A 19,177-nucleotide genomic window follows, 5' to 3' on the forward strand; every position below is an offset into this window, starting at 1 on the left:
ATGCGCCGGCGCACACTGCTCACCGGCCTGGCGGGGTTCGCCGGCGGCCTGACGGCCGCCGGCACCACCCCCGCCCTCGCCCACGGACCCCGCCGGGTGCTGCACGTGCGGCCCGGCGGGTCCGTCCAGGCCGCCGTCGACGCCGTCACCGGCCCCGGGTGGACGATCGTCGTCCACCCGGGGACGTACCGGGAGGTCGTCGACGTCCCGGCGGAAAAAGGGGAGTTGACCCTGCGCGGCGCGTCCCGCGACCCCCGCGCCGCCGTCGTCGTCTTCGCCCGGGCGAACGGCACCCCGAGGCCCGAGGGCGGCACGTACGGCACCGCGGGCTCCGCCACCTTCACCTCGGCGGCGCCCGGCCTGACCGTACGGGACCTGACGCTCGCCAACGACTGGCTGCGCGCGGACCATCCGGACTACACCGGGACCCAGGCCGTCGCCGCGTACGTCACCGGCGACCGCTCGCACTTCGAGAACGTCCGGTTCCTCGCCCACCAGGACACCCTCTTCGCGGACACCACCGCGCTCGACGCCTTCGACCGGCAGTACTACCGGCACTGCCACATCGAGGGCGACGTGGACTTCGTGTTCGGGCGGGCCAGGGCCGTCTTCGACACGTGCCACTTCCGCACCCTTCAGCGGGACGTGCCCTTCACCCCCAAGGGCATGGTCTTCGCCCCGGCCACCGCCCGCGCCAACCCCTACGGCTTCCTCGCCGTGCGCGGCCGGATCACCTCCGGCGCCGAGGACGCCGCCTACAAGATCGCCCGGCCCTGGGTGCCCTCGTACGAGACGACCGCCTGGCCCTCGCTGGTCGTGCGGGACACCTGGATCGGCCCGGGGATCGACGCGGCCGCCCCGTACACCGACATGCGGGCGACCTACCCCTGGCAGACCATGCGCTTCCGCGAGCACGCCAACTCCGGTCCGGGCGCGGTCGTCTCCGTACCGGAGAACCGGCCGCAGCTGACGGCGGCCGAGGCGAGGGAGCACTCACGGCGGACCTACCTCGGCGACTGGAGGCCGTATGCCGGCCGGTGAACCGGCGGGCGTTCCCGACCCGCCGGGGACCCGCCGGTCCGTGGGACGCCGGGCCTTCGTGGCGGGCGCGGGGGCGGCGGCGCTCGGCACCGGCGCGGGATCACCGGCGGCCGGCGCGGAGCCCCCGGGCGCCGCCGGTGCCGCCCCGGCCGGTGCCCTCCCCGACTTCCACCCCCTGCTCAAGGACGAGCTGCGCTTCCCGCTCGCCTGGGGCACCTCACCGATCCGGGACTTCCGCACCTGGCGGCGGGCGGCCCGGGCCAAGGTCGAGGAGCATCTGGTGGCCGGACGGGACGAGACCCCGTACGCGCCGGAGTTCGGCGGACAGCGGGCCGAGGGCGACGGCTTCACCCGCGAGACGGTGACCTTCTCCCTCACCCGGTACGGCCGGGTCCGGGGCGCCCTGCTCACCCCGCACGGCACCGGACCCTTCCCCGCCGTCCTCCTCCTGCACGACCACGGGGCCAGGTTCGACATCGGGAAGGAGAAGCTGGTCGAGCCCTGGTACGACGAGAGCCGCCTGCCGTCCGCGCGGGCCTGGGCCGACCGGTACTTCAGCGGCCGGTTCGTCGGCGACGAACTCGCCCGGCGCGGCCATGTCGTCCTCGCCGTGGACGCGCTCGGCTGGGGCGACCGGGGCCCTGTCGCCTACGAGGAGCAGCAGGCCCTCGCGAGCAACCTCTACCACCTCGGCTCCTCCCTCGCCGGACTGATGGCCCGGGAGGACGTGCGCGCGGCGGGCTTCCTGGCCGGACTCGACCGGGTGGACCGGCGCCGGGTCGCTGCCCTCGGCTTCTCGATGGGCGCGTTCCGGGCCTGGCAGACCGCCGCGCTCAGCGACGACATCGCGGCCGCCGTGAGCGTCTGCTGGATGACCGGGCTCAAGGAGGTCATGGTCCCCGGCAACAACATCCTGCGCGGCCAGTCCTCCTACTACATGCTCCACCCCGGGCTCGCCCGGCATCTCGACTTCCCCGACGTGGCGAGCATCGGCGCCCCCAAGCCGATGTTCTTCCTGAACGGCGGCCTCGACCCGCTGTTCCCCGCCGACGGGGTCCGCGTGGCCCACGACAAGCTGCGCGCCGTCTGGCGTTCCCGTCACGCCGAGGAGCGGCTGCGGCTGAAGACCTGGCCGGACCTCGGTCACGTCTTCACCGCGCCCCTGCAGGACGAGGTCCTCGACTGGCTCGGCTCCGTCCTGTGAACCACCCCACCCGCACGAGAAAGGAACCGCTCTCCATGTCTCGTCCTACCACTCTCGCCCTGGGCACGGCCCTCGCCCTCGGTGCCGGCCTGGCCGTGCTCCCCACCCAGGCGCACGCCGCCACCGTGGTCGTCAACACGACCACGGCCCTGTCCAACGCCATCAAGAACGCCACCCCCGGCACCGTCATCCAGGTGCGCGGCGGCACGTACTCCCCGACGGCGACCCTCCAGTCGACGGCCAACGGCACTTCCTCCAGCCGGATACACCTCCAGCCGTACGGCTCGGAGACCGTGAAGATCGACGGCTCGAACCTCCCCGCCGGCGGCTGGATCTTCAAGCTGACCGCCGACTACTGGACCGTCTCCGGGATCACCTTCCAGAACTCCCCGGACAGCGCGGTCGTCTGCCAGTCCTGCGCCTCCACGGTCTGGGACAACATCAAGACGATCAACGGCGGCGACTCGGGCTTCACGCTCACCGGCGACGGCACCACCAACAACACCGTCCGCAACATCGACTCCTACGGCCACTACGACCGGGCCAATCACGGGGAGAACGCCGACGGCATCGCCGTGAAGTTCGGCTCCGGCGGCGGCAACCTCATCACCGGGGCCCGTCTCTACAACAACGCGGACGACGGTCTGGACTTCTGGTCCTTCTCCTCGCCCGTCACCGTCGAGCACACCTGGGCGATGGGCAACGGCAGGAACCGCTGGGGCGACTCCGCGTTCGCGGGCGACGGCAACGGCTACAAGCTGGGCGGCGACGGCGAGACCGTCGCCCATGTCATCAACAACTCGGCCGCCTGGGACAACGCGGGCAACGGCTTCACCGAGAACAGCAACAAGGGTGCCATCGTCATCAACCGGACCACCGCCTACGCCAATGCCAAGTGGGGGTACTACTTCGCCACCGGCGCGGCCCGTCTCGGCAGGAACCTGGCGGTGGGCAACAGCGGCGGCTCGGTGAACAAGGGCTCGTCGGTCGTGTCCTCCGGCAACAACTGGGACGCGGGCGTCCCGACCCCGGCCTTCCGCTCGACCAGCGCCTCGACGACGTTCAACGCCCGTTCGTCGAGCGGCACCCTGCCCGCGACCACCTTCCTCACCACGGGCAGCACGACGATCGGCGCGACCATGGACTGAGTCGGCCGCCATGTCGGACCGACGGCGGCCGGGGGAGGCGGCGCGCGGCAACCCTTTCCCGCCGGGCGGCGACCAGTGATCTGAAGCGGGCCGGAGCGGCCCCTCCGGTCCGCTTCGTTCCCCGCTGCGGCCGAGACGCCTCGCCTCGGGAACGAACACCGTGCGTCACAGTCACGGATGTCATCGAGGGGCGCGCCCCCCGTCGGTCGTCACCGGCGGGGGGCGCTGTGCGTGCCGACCCCGAGGGGGGCTCCGGTCGGCACCGCTGCCGGCCGAGGGGGGCTCGGGCCGGCAGGTCCTCGCGGCGGGCCGGACGCCGGGACCGGAAAGCTCGCACCTACTGGTGTTCGTCCGTCTGGCGTTCGACTGCCACGCACTGACAAAGACGCCGGACGCGGACGCGGGGTTGTGCTCCCGGTCCGAACGGATCCGCCGCGGATCTTCCTACGAGCCGTCCTCGTTCTCGTCCCCGCCGGAGGAACCCTTGTCGTCAGGGGCCTCGAAGTCGCCCGCCACCGCGAGGTCGTCGCCGTCCGCCTTCGCGGTCATCGCGTAGCGGTCGCCGCCCGCGTCCCGGCCGCCGCGCTCGTGGTTGTACTGCCCGGCGAAGACGAACTCGCCCTTGGGGACCGTTCGGCCGTCCTTGAGCACCCACGTGTAGACCAGGAAGCCGTCGTCCGTGGCGACGGTGAGGTCGAAGTCCTGCTCCGGCAGCGAGCGCCAGGCACCCGCCGAGGTGACGCCGCCGGTCCGGGCGATCCGCAGCTGCACGGTCAGCTCGGTGAGCTGTTCGCCCGTCCGCAGGGTGAGGTTGCTCTGCGCCCAGAAGTCGTTGCTGTGCGGGTCGACCGAGCCGTCCGACCAGAGCGGACCGTCCTGCTCCTTGCCCGAGGAGGGCAGCTCCGGCGCGGGCGTGGCCTTGGCGGAAGGGCTCTGCGACGGGGTCGAGCGGGGCTTCGTCTCCTGCTTGCCGCCGGCGCTCGGGCCCGGCCGGTCCGGCGGGAGCGGGGCCCGGCTGGTGGCGGCCGGGGAGTCCAGCGGGGTCGGGGAGACCACCACCGTCCCCCGGTCGGCCGGCGCCGTCTCCTCGCCCTTCACCGCGGAGGCGACCGCGTAGCCGCCGACCGCGAGCACGCTCGCGACACCGGCGGTGGCGGTGACCACCCGCACCCAGCCCCACAGCGGCGGCCGCGTCGCCGCCCTGCGGCTCCGGCGCTCCGCGGGGGCCGCCATACCGCGTTCGATCCGGGCCAGGATGCGGGCGCGGTCGGGCTCGTGCGCCTCGGCCGACTCACGCAGCCGGGCGCGCAGGTCCTCGTGCACGTCCCTCATCGGTCCCTTCCTCCGCTGCCCGGCGCAGCCGCACCGGTCACACTCGCGCCCCGCACGCCCCCGCCCGTGATGCCCGCGTGCATCCGCCGTGGCGCGTCCTCGGTGCCGAGCAGCTTCTGCAGCTCGGCCATCCCCTTGGACGTCTGGCTCTTCACGGTACCGACCGAGACACCGAGAGCCAGCGCCGTGTCCTTCTCCGAGAGGTCGAAAGCATGCCGCAGGACCACGCACGCCCGCTTGCGGAAGGGCAGTCTGCGCAGCGCCGACTGGACATCGACCACGCCGGGCACATCCGGATTGTCGGCCTTCTCCTCGCGCTGCGACCAGAACAGCGTGATCCGGCGGCGCTCGCGGACCGCGCTGCGGATCCGGGTACGGGCCAGATTGGCGACGACGCCACGGGCGTACGCCACCGGATGGTCCGCCGCGCGGACCCGGTCCCAGCGGTGCCACATCGCGAGCAGCGCGTCCGCGGCCAGGTCGTCGGCGGCGTCCGCCTCACCCGTCAACAGGTGGGCGAGGCGCGAGAGTTCGGCATAGTGCCGTTCGAAGAAGGCGTGGAACTCCACGGAGGCTGCGTCGTCGACGACAGTGCCCACGGGGACCTCTCTTCTCGCTGCGGCCACAGCGGCCGAGGCGGCCGGCTGTGCGTGTCGGGTGAACGACATGTGATCGTCCGAGGTCGACCCCCGACGAGATCCGGAAGAGTAGCAGTGATCGTGAAACGGGTTCGTACGCGGCTTCGAACGCCGTCTTGCAGGGAGAACTCCGTTTTCGTAACACGGAGAAAACCTGAACCGGGTTCAGCGGGGGAACAATCCAGCCAGCATCCGCGCGTCGTCAACACATCCCACTAGGAGCACCGTTCATGTCCGAGGCACAGAAGGCTGCCGACCGGCCCGCACCCGAACCGTCCGGGGCGAACAGCGTCGATCGCTTCTTCAGGATCAGCGCCCGGGGATCCACCTTCGCCCGTGAGATACGCGGCGGCCTCGCCACGTTCTTCACGATGGCGTACATCCTTGTCCTGAATCCCATCATCCTCGGCAACGCCAAGGACAAGTACGGCCACACCCTCGACGGCGCCGAACTCGTCACCGCCACCGCCCTCGTGGCCGCGGTGATGACGGTCGTCATGGGCGTCGGCGGCAACCTGCCGCTCGCCCTCGCCGCCGGCCTCGGGCTCAACGCGGTCGTCGCCTTCCAGATAGCCCCGCTGATGAGCTGGCCCGACGCGATGGGCCTGGTCGTCCTCGAAGGTCTGCTGATCTGCGTCCTGGTGGTCACGGGACTGCGCGAGGCCGTCATGCACGCCATACCGCAGCCGCTCAAGCAGGCGATCAGTGTCGGCATCGGCCTGTTCATCGCCTTCATCGGCTTCGTCGACGCCGGGTTCGTCACCCGTATCCCGGACATCGCGAACACCACCGTGCCGGTCCAGCTCGGCGCCGGCGGCGCGCTGTCCGGCTGGCCGATCCTGGTCTTCTGCGCCGGTGTCCTGCTGACCGTCGCCCTCCTCGCCCGCAAGGTGCGGGGCGCCATCCTCATCAGCATCCTGACGATGACGGTCGTCGCGATCGTGATCAACTCGGTGGCCGACATGCAAGAGCTGGGGCCTCACCACCCCGAAGGTCCCCGGCGACCTCGTCGCCGCCCCCGAGTTCGGACTGATCGGCGACTTCAGCCTCTTCGGCTCGTTCGGCGAGACCACCGTCATCACGGTCGTCCTGCTCATCTTCACCCTGCTGCTCTCGGACTTCTTCGACACCATGGGCACGGTCGTCGGCATCACCGCCGAGGCCGGGCTGCTGGACGAGGAGGGCAAGGTCCCGAACCTCGGCCGGGTCCTCCTCATCGACGGCGCGGCGGCCGTCGCCGGCGGTGCCTCCTCCTCGTCCTCCGCGACCTCCTACATCGAGTCCGCGGCCGGCGTCGGCGAGGGTGCCCGCACCGGCTTCGCCAACCTGGTCACCGGCGGCCTCTTCGCGGTGGCGCTCTTCCTGACCCCGCTGCTGACCATCGTCCCCATGCAGGCCGCCGCGCCCGCGCTCGTCGCCGTCGGCTTCCTGATGATGACCCAGGTCAAGCACATCGACTGGGACAAGTACGAGATCGCCATCCCGGCGTTCCTCACCATCGCGGTGATGCCCTTCACCTACTCCATCACCAACGGCATCGGCGCCGGCTTCCTCGCCTTCGTCCTGATCAAGACGGTGCTGGGCAAGGCCAAGGAGATCCACTGGCTGCTCTGGGCCACCTCGGCGCTGTTCCTGGTCTACTTCGCGATCAACCCGGTCCAGCAGCTGTTCGGGGTGCGGTGACGTCGTTCGCACGCTGACGGCGAAGGGCCGCCCTCCGGGGGGAGTGAGGGCGGCCCTTCTCTTCAGGTGGTCTCACCCCTTCAACGCCGCCTCCATCACAGCCCTCGCGACCGGCGCAGCCAACCCGTTGCCGCTGACCTCCGACCGCGCCGCGTTCGACTGCTCCACGACGACCGCGACGGCGACCGCCTTGCCGCCGGCCTTCCCGTACGACGTGAACCAGGCGTACGGCGTCTTGCTGTTGTTCTCGCCGTGCTGGGCCGTACCGGTCTTGCCGCCCACGGTCACCCCGCTGATCCGGGCGTTCGTGCCCGTGCCGTCCTCGACGACCGTCCGCATCGCCGACTGCAGCTGCTCCGCCGTGCGGGCGCTCATGATCTGCTTCGAGCCGGCCTCGGAGTCGTAGTCCTCCAGGACGTCACCGCTTCCGTCGGTGATCTGCGCCACCATGTGCGGCGCCACCAGCCTGCCGCCGTCGGCGATCGCCGCGGACACCATCGCCATCTGCAGTGGCGTCGCGGTGACGTCGTACTGACCGATGCCCGTCAGGGCGGTGGAGGACTTGTCCATGCCCGTCGGATAGACGCTCTCGTACGCCCGTACCGGCACGTCCTGCGCCTTGTCGTCGAAGCCGAACTTTTCCGCCATCGCCCGCACCTTGTCCTGGCCGAGGGAGACCGCCATCCTCGCGAAGACGTTGTTGCACGAGTACTGCAGTGCCGTACGGATCGTGGCGTTCTCGCAGGGCGCGCTCGGGTTCTCGTTCGACAGCTCCGTGGTGGTGCCCGGCAGGGTGTACGGGTCCGGGCTCACCGTCCTCGTGTCCACCGACGCGTACAGCCCGTCCTCCAGCGCGGCGGCCGCCACGACCAGCTTGAACGTCGACCCCGGCGGCAGCGGCTGACGCAGCGCCCGGTTGGTCAGCGGCTTGTCCGGGTCGGCGTTCAGCTTCTTCCAGGCCGCGCCGGCGGTGCCCGCGGCGGTGAGCGCGGACGGGTCGTACGACGGGGTCGACACCACCGCGAGGATCCGCCCGGTCGCCGGGTCGATCGCCACGGCGGCGCCCTTCTTGTCGCCGAGGGCCCTGAACGCCGCCTTCTGCACCGCCGGATCGATCGTGGTGATCACGTCGCCCGGCTCGGCCCGCTCGCCGGTGACCGTGTCCATCACGGTCTTCAGCCGCAGGTCGGTGCCGTCGAGCAGGTCCTTGTAGACGCCCTCCAGCTGCGTCGGCAGATAGGACTGCGAGGCATAGCCCGTGACCGCCGCGTACAGCTCGCCGTCCGTGTACGTGCGCCGGTACGCGAGGTCGCTGTCCCTGGTCCGGGCCGAGCCGGTGATCGAGTCGCCGGCCACGATGATGTTCCCGAGCGGCGCCGCGTACGTCCTGATCGCGTTGCGCCGGTTGTCCGGGGAGTCCGCGAGAGCCGTTCCCTCGTAGAACTGCACCCAGGTCGCCCGCACCAGCAGGGCGAGCACGAGCAGCAGGCAGAAGACGGCGGAGCGCCTGATCGTCTTGTTCATGGCACCCGGAAGGACGAGCGGGAACGGGCCGGTCGTTCCCTTCGCCCGGATTTCTCATGGGCTCCTCATGGAGCCGGGACCGTCCCCGGCCCGGCCGGGTTCGGTGTCCAGGGGCCGCTCAGAGGCGGCGCGTCGCCAGCGTCAGCCGGTCGCGCGCGTCGAAGAGGGCGTCCTTGACCAGCTGCTCGTGGGCGGGGGTCAGCCGGGCCACCGGGACCGAGCAGCTGATGGCGTCACGGGCCGGCGTGCGGTACGGGATCGCCACGCCGAAGCAGCGCAGCCCGAGCGTGTTCTCCTCGCGGTCCACGGAGAAACCCTGCTCGCGGATCTGGCGCAGCTCCTCGATGAGCCGCTCCCGGTCGGTGATCGTGTGCTCGGTCAGCGCCGGCAGCGTCTCCGGGAGCATCTTGCGGACCTGCTCGTCGGTGTGGGTGGCCAGCAGCGCCTTGCCCAGTGAGGTGGAGTGCGCGGGCAGCCGGCGGCCCACCCGGGTGAAGGGGCGCAGATAGTGCTGCGACTGCCGGGTGGCCAGATAGACGACGTTCGTGCCGTCGAGGCGGGCCAGGTGGATGGTCTCCGTGGTGTCGTCCGACAGCCGGTCCAGCGTCGGCCGGGCCAGCGCCACCACCTCGTCGCCGTCGATGTACGAGGTGCCCACGAGCAGCGCCCGCACCCCGATGCCGTAGCGGGTGCCCGTCGCGTCCGTCTCGACCCAGCCCAGCTCCACGAGGGTGCGGAGCAACATGTAGAGACTGGACTTGGGGTAACCGACGGCTTCCTGGACGGCCGCCAGCGAGTGCATTCCGGGGCGCCCGGCGAAGTATTCGAGCAGCTCAACGGTCCTCACCGCCGACTTGACCTGCGCTCCGCCGCCCGTCTCGACTGCCGACATCGCCCTTGACCCCTTCGTTGGACGGGAAATAGTCTCCGATACCGAGTATTCATCATCAGAGACAGCGTTCAGCATATCGAACGACCCTGGTGAGTGACCCAGAAACACCTCTGGGAATTGACCCAGATATACGTGGAGGAACCCGCGGTGGCAGCAGCACCAGTCTGGAGTGTCGACCCCCGAACCGGGAAGCAGCGCGAGCAGGTTGCGGTGGAGGCCACAGCCCAGGAGGTGGACGCCGCCGTCCGCGCGGCGCACGCCGCCCGCGCCTCCCTCGCCGACCGGACCGTCCGTTCGGCCTTCCTGCGCACGGCCGCCGACCAGCTCCAGGCGGCCAAGGACCAGCTCGTCGAGGTCGCCGACGCGGAGACCGCGCTCGGCCCGGTCCGGCTCACCGGCGAACTCGCCCGCACCTGCTACCAGCTGCGGGCCTTCGCCGACATCGTGGACGAGGGCGCCTTCCTCGACGTGGTGATCAACCACCCCGACGACACCGCCACGCCGCCCATCCCGGACCTGCGCCGCTACAAGGTCCCCCTCGGCGTCGTCGCCGTCTACTCGGCGTCCAACTTCCCCTTCGCGTTCTCCGTCCCCGGCGGCGACACCGCGAGCGCGCTGGCCGCCGGCTGCCCGGTGGTCGTCAAGGCCCACCCCGACCACCCGGCGCTGTCCGAGCTGGTCGCGATCGTGCTGCGCCGGGCCGCCGCCGAGCACGGCATCCCCGAGGGCGTCCTCGGCCTCGTGCACGGCTTCGAGGCGGGCGTCGAGCTGGTCAAGCACCCGCTCGTCACCGCCGCCGGCTTCACCGGTTCGGTACGCGGCGGCCGGGCCCTGTTCGACGCGGCCGCCGCCCGGCCCGTGCCGATCCCGTTCCACGGCGAGCTGGGCTCCCTGAACCCCGTGCTCGTCACCGAGGCCGCCGCCGCCGAGCGCGCCGAGGCGATCGGCGCCGGACTCGCCGGGTCGATGACCCTCGGCGTCGGCCAGTTCTGCGTGAAGCCCGGCCTGGTGCTGGCGCCCGCCGGTGACGCCGGTGACCGCCTGCTCAAGTCGCTCACCGACGCGGTCAGCGACGTCGGCTCCGGGGTGCTGCTGGACCACCGGATGCGCGACAACTTCCTCGCCGGTGTCGCCGAGCGTGCCGAACTGCCCGAGGTGGAGTCGCCGGTGACCGCCGGCGCGGGCGGCGACCACACCGTCAGCCCCGGATTCCTGACCGTCCCCGCGGGGAAGCTGGCGGCCGAGGGCGAGCACGACCTGCTCCTGGAGGAGTGCTTCGGGCCGCTCACGGTCGTGGCCCGGTACGCGGACGAGGACGAGGCCAAGTCGGTGCTGTCGCGGCTGCCCGGCAACCTCACCGCGACCGTGCACGTGTCCGGCGAGGAGGCCGCCGAGGGCGGGCGCGGACCGGAGCTGCTGGCCGAACTGACGCCGCTGGCCGGGCGCGTGCTCGTGAACGGCTGGCCGACCGGTGTGGCCGTGGCCGCGGCCCAGCACCACGGCGGTCCCTACCCCGCCACCACCTCGACGTCCACCTCCGTCGGCGGTACGGCCATCGAGCGGTGGCTGCGGCCGGTCGCCTACCAGGGGGCGCCCTCGGCGCTGCTCCCGCCGGAGCTGCGGGACGAGAACCCGCTGGGGCTGCCGCGGCGGTTCAACGGGGTTCTCGAGCGCTAGTTCTGTGCGGTAGCGCCGTAGGGGTTCGGTTCGGTTCCGGACTGCGCGAGCGTTGTGGTTGCTCGCGCAGTTCCCCGCACCCCCATCGGGGCGCGGCAGTGGGCCGGGAGCTGCGAGAATCCCCCCATGGACGTCGAGATTCCCGAACTCCCCTTCCCCCTTCGTACGTACGGCCCCGACGGGCACTGGTCCTACGAGGACGGGGTGCTCACCGGGTGGGCCGGCGCCCGGCAGGACCGGTTCGTGCCGCCCACCGGTGACGGGCTGGACCCCGCGTCGGACGCGCCCCGGCTGCTGGGGGCGCCGGAGGGGGACTTCCAGCTCATCGCGAAGGTCACCGTCGGCTTCGCCGCCGGGTTCGACGCGGGCGTCCTCTACGTGCACGTGGGGCCGCGGGCCTGGGCGAAGCTCTGCCTGGAGTACTCGCCCGACGTGCCGACCGTGTGCACGGTGGTCACCCGGGGCCACTCGGACGACGCCAACTCCTTCACCGTGGACGGCAGTTCGGTCTGGCTGCGGGTCAGCCGCACCGGCCGCGCCTTCGCCTTCCACGCCTCGCGCGACGGCAAGCGCTGGATCTTCGTCCGCCTCTTCACCCTCTCCGACCCCTACGAGAGCGGTGCCGCCCTCGTCGGCTTCATGACCCAGTCCCCGATGGGCGAGGGCTGCGTGGTCACCTACGACGAGATCGAGTTCCGCCCCAACTGGCCGGAGGACCTGCGCAACGGCAGCTGAGCCGGGAACGGACGCGACCGGGAACGGACGCGACCGGGAATGAGCCGGGCTGCTTGAACGTTCATCCAGCGTAGAAGCGGAGGCCGACTCCGTCCCGTACGACCTGGAGAGAGCTGAACCATGCGCGTCGAGATCTGGAGCGACATCGCCTGCCCCTGGTGCTACGTGGGCAAGGCCCGCTTCGAGAAGGCGCTCGCCGCCTTCCCGCACCGCGACGGCGTCGAGGTGGTGCACCGCTCCTTCGAGCTCGACCCGGGCCGCGCCAAGGACGACATCCAGCCGGTCCTCACCATGCTGAGCAAGAAGTACGGGATGAGCGAGGCGCAGGCGCAGGCGGGCGAGCACAACCTGCGCGAGCAGGCCGGCGCCGAGGGCCTCGCCTACCGGGCCGAGGGCCGCGACCACGGCAACACCTTCGACATGCACCGCCTGCTGCACCTCGCCAAGGAGGAGGGACGCCAGAGCGAGCTGCTCCAGGCGTTCTACCGGGCGAACTTCGCCGAGGAGCGGTCGGTGTACGCCGACGCGGACGAGTACCTGGTCGAGCTGGCCGTGGGCGCGGGGCTGGAGGAGGGGACGGTGCGCGGGGTGCTCGCCGACTCCGACGCGTACGCCGACGCCGTCCGCGCCGACGAGCGCGAGGCGGCGGAGCTGGGGGCGAACGGGGTGCCGTTCTTCGTCCTGGACCGCAAGTACGGCGTCTCCGGCGCCCAGCCCGCCGAGGTGTTCGAGCAGGCGCTCACGCAGGCGTGGGGCGAGAGGCCCGCGCCCCTGAGGACCGTCGCGGCCGAGGACGCGGAGGTCTGCGGCCCGGACGGGTGTGCCGTCCCGCAGCAGGCGTAGGAGACGAACCGCGCAGGTCAGCGGGCATCCATAAGCATTGCTTGGGGGAAACGCGCAGAACATCTCCATGGACGTGGGGTGCGCGCGGACCCCACAGTGGTGCCATGGAGACCTTCGAGAGCCTCGTCAGGACCGAGTTCGCCCCGAAGAACACCTATCTGAACACCGCGAGTACCGGACTGCTGCCGGCCCGCACGGTGGCCGCGATGAAGGCCGGCGTGGAGTCGGTCGCGGCCGGCCGGCCGCAGGACATGTTCGCCGACGTGGAGGCCGCGCGGGCGGCCTTCGGGCGGATCGTCGGGGTGCCCGACAGCCGGGTGGCGGCCGGTGCCTCCGTCGCCGTCTACAGCGGACTGGTCGCCGCCTCGCTGCCCGAGGGCGCCGAGGTGCTGACCGCCGAGGGCGACTTCACCTCCCTCGTGAACCCCTTCCACGTGCGCGGCGACCTCAAGGTGCGCCAGGTGCCGCTGGAGCGCGTCGCCGAGTCGGTGCGCCCCGGCACGGCCCTAGTCGCGGTGAGCGCTGCCCAGTCCGCCGACGGCCGGATCGCCGACCTGGCCGCGATCCGGGAGGCCGCGCGGGCGCACGGGGCGCGGACGTACGTCGACGCGTCGCAGTCCGCCGGCTGGCTGCCGGTCGGGGCCGACGCGTACGACTACGTCGTCTCCGTCGCCTTCAAGTGGCTCGTCTGCCCGCGCGGGGTGACCTTCCTCGTCGTCCCGGAGGACCTCGGCGGCCTCACCCCCCTCTTCGCCGGCTGGGTCGCGGGACAGGAACCGTGGGACAGCTGCTACGGCCCGGTCGAGGAACTCGCCCGGACCGCTCGCCGGTTCGACGAGAGCCCCAGCCTCTTCTCGTACGCCGGCGCCCGCAGGTCCCTGGCGCTGATCGAGGAACTGGGCGTGACGCGGGTGCGGGACCACGACCTGGCGCTGGCCGACCGGTTCCGCGCCGGCCTCGGCCGCCTCGGCCGGGAGCCGGTGCCGGCGCCCGGATCGGCGATCGTCTCGGTGCCCGGACTCGGCCACCGGCAGGCGGAGCTGAGCCGGGCGGGCGTCGAGGTCTCCGACCGCGCCGGCCATCTGCGGGCCGCCTTCCACCTGTACAACACGCCCGCGGATGTCGACCGTCTGCTGGACGTCCTGTCCGGCTGACTTGGCCGGACCCACTGGCGCGGGACCGGGCGGGGGCGCTAGGAAGGCATCACGAGGTGGTGGTGCCGGTGGAGCCGACGCTCGAACAGCCGTCCATCGATGTGGAGTTGCATCGGCGGCTGGTGTACGGGGACGAGTCCGCGCTGCGTGAGGCGTACGCGGCGTACGGAGGGCTCGTCCGGCGGGTGGCCGTCCGGGTCACCCGCAGCCCGGTGGCCGCCGAGGACGTGGCGCAGGAGGTCTTCGCCCAGCTCTGGAGCAGACCGTACGGTTTCGACGCGCGCCGGGGCTCGCTGCGCGCCTGGCTCTCCATGGTCGCCCACCGGCGGGCCGTGGACTGGGTGCGCAGTGAGGCCCGGCACCGCAAGGACGCCCGCGCGGACGACTCCGAGCTGCACGCCATCCCCGACGCCGGGCCGGGCCCGGACGAGGCGGTCGTCGACCGCGAGCGCTCCCTGCTGCTGCACACCGCGCTCGCCGGACTGCCGCGCCCGCAGCGGGAGGTGGTCCACCTCGCCTACTTCGCGGGCCGCACCTACCGCCAGGCCGCGGTCGAACTGGGCATACCCGAGGGCACCGCGAAGACACGGCTGCGCTCCGCCCTGCGCACCCTGGCCCGGTCCCTCGCCGACCCACCGGACCCGGCGGCGGTGAGGGGCGCGTGATGGGGGCGTACGCGACCGCCGGGACCGCGCCGGGCGTGCGTATCGTGGACGCGGCAGGGCGAAAGGGCGGCGCGCGATGACCAACGACCACGACGGCGTACGGGAGCTGCTGGCCGCCTGGGCGGTCGGCGCGCTGCCCCCCGCCGACCGGTGGACGGTCTCCCTGCACCTGGCCGGCTGCGAGTCGTGCGCGGCGGAGGCCGAACGGCTCCGCGACACCGTACGCCTGCTGGACGGCGGTCCGGCCCCCGCCCGCGACGCCGCCGCCCCGGCCGGGAACGCCGACGGCGTCCTCGCGCTCGCGCTGGGCTCCCGCCGCCCCCGCGCCGCCGAGCTCGCCCACCACGCCGCCCCCTACGCCGCGGCCGTGGCCGGACTCCAGGCGCTGGTACCGGAACTGGACGGCCGCTGGGGCACGCCGGTGGTGCACGACTGGGACGCGCACGCCACCGTCGCGCACCTCCTCGCCGCCGACGAACACCTCGCCGCACCTCTCGGCCTGGACACGCCGCTGCCCGCCTCGCGCATCCCGGAGGGGACGCCCCTGGCGGACGCCTGGGCCCGGCGCACCGCCGACGTCATCGCGCACGAGCACGGGCGGGCACCGGGGGAGACGGTCGCCGCCTGGGCGGCGCAGGCCGCGGCGCTGCTGGCCACCCCCGAGGCCGGCGCCCCCGAACTCGCGGCCCGCCCCGTCACGGTGATGGGCCTGCGGCTGCCGGTCGCCGACCACTTCCTGGTGCGCGCCTTCGAGGCGTGGATCCACACCGACGACATCGGCCGCGCGCTCGGCCTTTCCGTCCCCCCGCCGCCGGACGAGCACCTGTGGTCGCTGGTCCGCCTGGCCGTCCGCATCCTCGGCCTGGCCCTGCACGACGCGGCCCCCGTGCGCCTGGAGGTCACCGGTCCCGCCGCCACCGGCTGGACCCTCGGCGACGACAGCGGTCCCGTACGGGCCGCCCTCACCCTGGACCCGGTGGACTTCTGCCTCCTGGTCGGCGGCCGCCACGCCCCGGCGGACGTCCCGAGGCGCGTCACCGGCGACGAGGCCGCGGCCCGGGACGTCCTGGAGCGGGCCGCGTCACTGGCCTGGCTGTGAACGCGCGAAAGGGCCGGGCGGCCGCTCGGGGGCAGCGGCCGCCCGGCCCGGCCCGGGTGACGGTGAGGTCACCGCACGGGCCCGGACCCGGTGTTCAGGGCACCGGGGTGAAGTCCCGCGCGCCGATGAACTCCGGACGCCGGATCGGCGCCGCGAAGGGCTCGACGGCCGTGTTCTCCACGCTGTTGAAGACGATGAAGACGTTGCTGCGCGGGAACGGCGTGATGTTGTCGCCGGAGCCGTGCATGCAGTTGCAGTCGAACCAGGTCGCCGAACCGGCCTTGCCGGTGAACAGCTTGATGCCGTACTCGGAGGCCATGGCCGTCAGCGCCTCGTCGGACGGGGTGCCGGCGTCCTGCATCTGCAGGGACTTCTTGTAGTTGTCCTTCGGGGTGGCGCCCGCGCAGCCGAGGAACGTGCGATGCGACCCCGGCATGATCATCAGACCGCCGTTGGTGTCGTGGTTCTCGGTCAGGGCGATCGAGACGGACACCGTCCGCATGTTCGGCAGACCGTCCTCGGCGTGCCAGGTCTCGAAGTCGGAGTGCCAGTAGAAACCGGACGCGCCGAACCCCGGCTTGACGTTGATCCGCGACTGGTGGACGTAGACGTCCGAGCCGAGGATCTGCCGGGCCCGTCCGACGACCCGCTCGTCGCGCACCAGTTGCGCGAACAGCTCGCTGATCCGGTGCACCTCGAAGACCGAGCGGATCTCCTGCGACTGCGGCTCGACGATGGAGCGCTCGTCCGCGCGGATCGCCGGATCGGCGACGAGCCGCTCCAGCTCCTGCCGGTACACGGCCACCTCGTCCGGCGCGATGAGCTGCTCGACGGGCAGGAAGCCGTCGCGCTCGTACGCCTGGAGTTCGGCGAGGGAGACCGGGCCGGGCGTGGCGGGGGAGCCCCAGACGACCGGGTCCTGACGCGGGACCGAGACCTCGGTGGCGCCGCGGGTCGGGTAGAGATCGGTGCGTGTGGTCATGGTGGTCATGGTGGTCAGCCCTCCTCCGTCAGCAGGGGATAGACGCCGTTCGCGTCGTGGTCCTCCCGGCCGGTCACGGGCGGGTTGAACACACACAGACAGCGGAAGTCCTCCTTGATCCGCATGGTGTGCCGCTCGTGCCCGTCGAGGAGGTACATGGTCCCGGGCGTGATCGTGTACGTCCGCCCGGTCTCGTCGTCGGTCAGCTCGGCCTCGCCCTCGACGCACACCACGGCCTCGACGTGGTTCGCGTACCACATCGACGTCTCCGTGCCGGCGTAGAGGACCGTCTCGTGCAGGGAGAAGCCGACCCTCTCCTTGGCGAGGACGATGCGCTTGCTCTCCCACGTGCCGGACGCCGCTTTGACGTGCCGGTCGGTGCCTTCCAGGTCCTTGAAAGAACGGACGATCACGGTGGTTCCAGGCCTCCTTCTCAGCCTTGTCGGATGGTTTCCGTACGGAACGGATCAGACGGTCTCCCGTACGGCGCGGGCGAGGACGCGCAGGCCCTCGTCCAGCTCCTCGGGGGTGATGGTGAGCGCGGGCAGCAGCTTGACGACCTCGCTCTCCGGGCCGGACGTCTCGATCAGCAGGCCGAGTTCGAACGCCCGCTTGGCGACCCGACCCGCGCGCTCCTTGTCGTGGAACTCCAGGCCCCACACCAGGCCGCGGCCCCGGTACTCCTTCACGTCGGCCAGGTTCTCCTCCGTGATGGAGATGAACGCCTGCTCGACCTGCTCCCCGCGCTTGCGGGTCTGCTTCTCCATGGCGGAGCCGTCGGCCCAGTACGCCTCCAGCGCGGCCGTCGCCGTCACGAACGCCGGGTTGTTGCCGCGGAAGGTGCCGTTGTGCTCGCCCGGCTCCCAGATGTCCAGCTCCGGCTTGAACAGGCACAGCGACATCGGCAGTCCGTAACCGCTGATCGACTTCGAGACGGTGACGATGTCGGGGGTGATGCCCGCCTCCTCGAACGAGAAGAAGGCGCCCGTACGACCGCAGCCCATCTGGATGTCGTCGACGATGAGCAGCATGTCCTGCCGCTCGCACAGCTCGGCGAGCGCGCGCAGCCACTCGGGGCGGGCGACGTTGATGCCGCCCTCGCCCTGCACGGTCTCCACGATCACCGCGGCGGGCTTGTTGAGTCCGGAGCCCTGGTCCTCCAGCAGCCGCTCGAACCACAGGAAGTCCTCGACGGTGCCGTCGAAGTAGTTGTCGAACGGCATCGGGGTGCCGTGCACCAGCGGGATCCCCGCGCCGGCCCGCTTGAAGGCGTTGCCGGTGACGGCGAGCGAGCCGAGCGACATGCCGTGGAAGGCGTTGGTGAAGGAGACGACCGACTCACGGCCCTTCACCTTCCGCGCCAGCTTCAGCGCCGACTCCACCGCGTTGGTGCCCGTCGGCCCCGGGAACATCACCTTGTACGGCAGGTCGCGCGGCCGCAGCACCAGGTTCTGGAAGGACTCCAGGAACGTCCGCTTGGCGGTCGTCGACATGTCGAGCCCGTGGGTGACGCCGTCCCGCTCCAGATAGTCGATGAGCGCGCGTTTGAGTACGGGGTTGTTGTGGCCGTAGTTGAGTGAGCCGGCTCCGGCGAAGAAGTCGAGGTAGGTGTGGCCGTCCTCGTCGAACATCCGGCTGCCCTGCGCGCGGTCGAAGACGGTGGGCCAGCCGCGGCAGTAGCTGCGCACCTCGGACTCCAGGGTCTCGAAGACGCTCAGGTCGGGCTGGGTGATGGTCACGTCGAATCGCTCCTCGGTGCGTGGGGGAGGGAGTGAGGGAGGGGAGGGTGAGGGGAGGGGGCGTGCGGGTGGGGCTCAGGGGGAGAGGGGGCCGATGCGGTGGAGCATCTCGGGCGGGTGCGGGCCGTCCGGGAAGTCCGCCGTCTCGAACAGCACGGTGCGCTCGATGTCCGCGCCATGACGTGCGGCGTACGCGGCGAACAGACGCTCGGAGGCGGTGTTGCCCGGCGTGATGGTGGTCTCGACGGTGGTCAGGGGGTGCCGTCGCGCGACCCGTTCGGTGAGCCCGTCCAGCAGCGCCCCCGCGAGGCCGAGCCCCCGGTGCGCCTCGTCGACGGCCACCTGCCACACCAGCAGGGTGTCCGGCCGCCCGGGCCGCACGTACCCGGTGACGAAACCGACCGGCTCCCCGGACTCGTCCCGCGCCACGGCGGAGGTGTCCGCGAAGTCCCGGCACCACAGCAGATAGCTGTACGAGGAGTTCAGGTCCAGGGCTTTCGACTCCCCGGCGATGCGCCACAGCGCCGCGCCGTCCGCCACGTCCGGGCGGTCGATCCGAATCCCTTCCGCGATTTCCTGGGGGGCTTCCAGAGGCTGGGTGTGCAGGTCTGCTTGTGCGGCAGTCATACGGCTTGAATTTACCCAGCGAAATTTCGAATTGCATCGCCCCGCGGGGTTACGTATGCGCCGGACCCGTGTTATCACGCAGGCGTGAGTGCCCTGCCGAGGCGAGGATGTTCTGATGGGTTTCGTCCGGAAATTACCGGACGAAAAGGGCGCGCTGTGGAGTCGGTCACACGCATGCGACCCTCACAGGATCT

17 protein-coding genes and 1 pseudogene are annotated in these 19,177 nt (G+C 71.8%); 10 read left to right on the top strand and 8 right to left on the bottom strand.

The genetic code is table 11. From position 1 onward, the window contains the following. Genes SCAB_RS33765 through SCAB_RS33775 form a run of 3 tightly spaced genes read left to right on the top strand, consistent with a single transcriptional unit; the run spans position 1 to position 3,393 of the window. On the top strand, positions 1-1,041 hold the full coding sequence (locus tag SCAB_RS33765; RefSeq protein WP_013004599.1) for a pectinesterase family protein: 1,041 nt from the start codon (positions 1-3) through the stop codon (positions 1,039-1,041). After that, positions 1,028-2,245: a dienelactone hydrolase family protein gene (locus SCAB_RS33770; protein WP_049875798.1), complete on the top strand. Its 1,218-nt coding sequence runs from the start codon at positions 1,028-1,030 to the stop codon at positions 2,243-2,245. Before SCAB_RS33765 ends, SCAB_RS33770 begins: the two co-directional genes overlap by 14 nt. Before the next feature lie 35 nt (positions 2,246-2,280). Next, positions 2,281-3,393: a right-handed parallel beta-helix repeat-containing protein gene (locus SCAB_RS33775; RefSeq protein WP_037728192.1), complete on the top strand. Its 1,113-nt coding sequence runs from the start codon at positions 2,281-2,283 to the stop codon at positions 3,391-3,393. 444 nt (positions 3,394-3,837) lie between these two features. On the opposite strand, the gene SCAB_RS33780 is transcribed toward SCAB_RS33775, so the two are convergent. Both SCAB_RS33780 and SCAB_RS33785 read right to left on the bottom strand, forming a co-directional pair. Beyond that, positions 3,838-4,725, bottom strand: a complete 888-nt coding sequence (locus tag SCAB_RS33780; protein WP_041669967.1) for a hypothetical protein — start codon at positions 4,723-4,725, stop codon at positions 3,838-3,840. Continuing rightward, positions 4,722-5,324, bottom strand: a complete 603-nt coding sequence (locus SCAB_RS33785; protein ID WP_013004603.1) for a SigE family RNA polymerase sigma factor — start codon at positions 5,322-5,324, stop codon at positions 4,722-4,724. The genes SCAB_RS33780 and SCAB_RS33785 overlap by 4 nt, the downstream gene beginning before the upstream one ends. Before the next feature lie 269 nt (positions 5,325-5,593). Between SCAB_RS33785 and SCAB_RS33790 the strand changes: the two are divergent. Beyond that, a pseudogene (locus SCAB_RS33790) lies at positions 5,594-7,046 on the top strand (NCS2 family permease). Positions 7,047-7,118: 72 nt separating this feature from the next. On the opposite strand, the gene SCAB_RS33795 reads toward SCAB_RS33790, so the two are convergent. Continuing rightward, positions 7,119-8,570 carry a peptidoglycan D,D-transpeptidase FtsI family protein gene (locus tag SCAB_RS33795; protein WP_013004605.1) on the bottom strand — a complete coding sequence of 484 codons (1,452 nt, stop codon included), beginning with the start codon at positions 8,568-8,570 and terminating at the stop codon, positions 7,119-7,121. Positions 8,571-8,688: 118 nt separating this feature from the next. After that, the gene (locus SCAB_RS33800) at positions 8,689-9,462 is read right to left on the bottom strand and encodes an IclR family transcriptional regulator (protein WP_013004606.1); all 774 of its coding nucleotides are present in this window, start codon (positions 9,460-9,462) and stop codon (positions 8,689-8,691) included. Between the two features lie 147 nt (positions 9,463-9,609). Between SCAB_RS33800 and SCAB_RS33805 the strand changes: the two genes are divergently transcribed. From SCAB_RS33805 to SCAB_RS33830, 6 genes are all read left to right on the top strand, one after another. Next, positions 9,610-11,139 carry an aldehyde dehydrogenase (NADP(+)) gene (locus SCAB_RS33805; protein ID WP_078580231.1) on the top strand — a complete coding sequence of 510 codons (1,530 nt, stop codon included), beginning with the start codon at positions 9,610-9,612 and terminating at the stop codon, positions 11,137-11,139. 126 nt (positions 11,140-11,265) lie between these two features. Continuing rightward, the gene (locus SCAB_RS33810; protein WP_013004608.1) at positions 11,266-11,874 is read left to right on the top strand and encodes a DUF1349 domain-containing protein; all 609 of its coding nucleotides are present in this window, start codon (positions 11,266-11,268) and stop codon (positions 11,872-11,874) included. Between the two features lie 120 nt (positions 11,875-11,994). Beyond that, positions 11,995-12,717 (top strand): DsbA family oxidoreductase, encoded by a 723-nt coding sequence (locus SCAB_RS33815; RefSeq protein WP_013004609.1) that lies wholly within the window; start codon positions 11,995-11,997, stop codon positions 12,715-12,717. Between the two features lie 104 nt (positions 12,718-12,821). Continuing rightward, positions 12,822-13,871, top strand: a complete 1,050-nt coding sequence (locus tag SCAB_RS33820) for an aminotransferase class V-fold PLP-dependent enzyme (protein WP_037728209.1) — start codon at positions 12,822-12,824, stop codon at positions 13,869-13,871. 56 nt (positions 13,872-13,927) lie between these two features. Beyond that, a complete protein-coding gene (locus SCAB_RS33825) occupies positions 13,928-14,536 on the top strand; it encodes an RNA polymerase sigma factor (protein WP_013004611.1) in 609 nt (202 codons plus the stop codon). A gap of 76 nt (positions 14,537-14,612) precedes the next feature. Next, positions 14,613-15,635, top strand: coding sequence for a maleylpyruvate isomerase family mycothiol-dependent enzyme (locus tag SCAB_RS33830; RefSeq protein WP_013004612.1), 1,023 nt, complete (start codon positions 14,613-14,615; stop codon positions 15,633-15,635). A gap of 94 nt (positions 15,636-15,729) precedes the next feature. Here SCAB_RS33830 and thpD read toward each other — a convergent pair whose 3' ends face one another. The 4 genes from thpD to ectA form a co-directional block, all read right to left on the bottom strand. Next, positions 15,730-16,626: an ectoine hydroxylase gene (gene thpD / locus SCAB_RS33835; RefSeq protein WP_013004613.1), complete on the bottom strand. Its 897-nt coding sequence runs from the start codon at positions 16,624-16,626 to the stop codon at positions 15,730-15,732. Between the two features lie 5 nt (positions 16,627-16,631). Then, on the bottom strand, positions 16,632-17,030 hold the full coding sequence (locus SCAB_RS33840; RefSeq protein WP_013004614.1) for an ectoine synthase: 399 nt from the start codon (positions 17,028-17,030) through the stop codon (positions 16,632-16,634). A gap of 54 nt (positions 17,031-17,084) precedes the next feature. Continuing rightward, the gene (gene ectB, locus SCAB_RS33845; RefSeq protein WP_013004615.1) at positions 17,085-18,356 is read right to left on the bottom strand and encodes a diaminobutyrate--2-oxoglutarate transaminase; all 1,272 of its coding nucleotides are present in this window, start codon (positions 18,354-18,356) and stop codon (positions 17,085-17,087) included. Between the two features lie 75 nt (positions 18,357-18,431). Beyond that, positions 18,432-18,983, bottom strand: coding sequence for a diaminobutyrate acetyltransferase (gene ectA, locus SCAB_RS33850; protein WP_013004616.1), 552 nt, complete (start codon positions 18,981-18,983; stop codon positions 18,432-18,434). Between the last annotated feature and the right edge of the window lie 194 nt (positions 18,984-19,177).

Origin of the sequence: Streptomyces scabiei 87.22 (assembly GCF_000091305.1) — a bacterium.
Lineage (GTDB): Bacteria > Actinomycetota > Actinomycetes > Streptomycetales > Streptomycetaceae > Streptomyces > Streptomyces scabiei.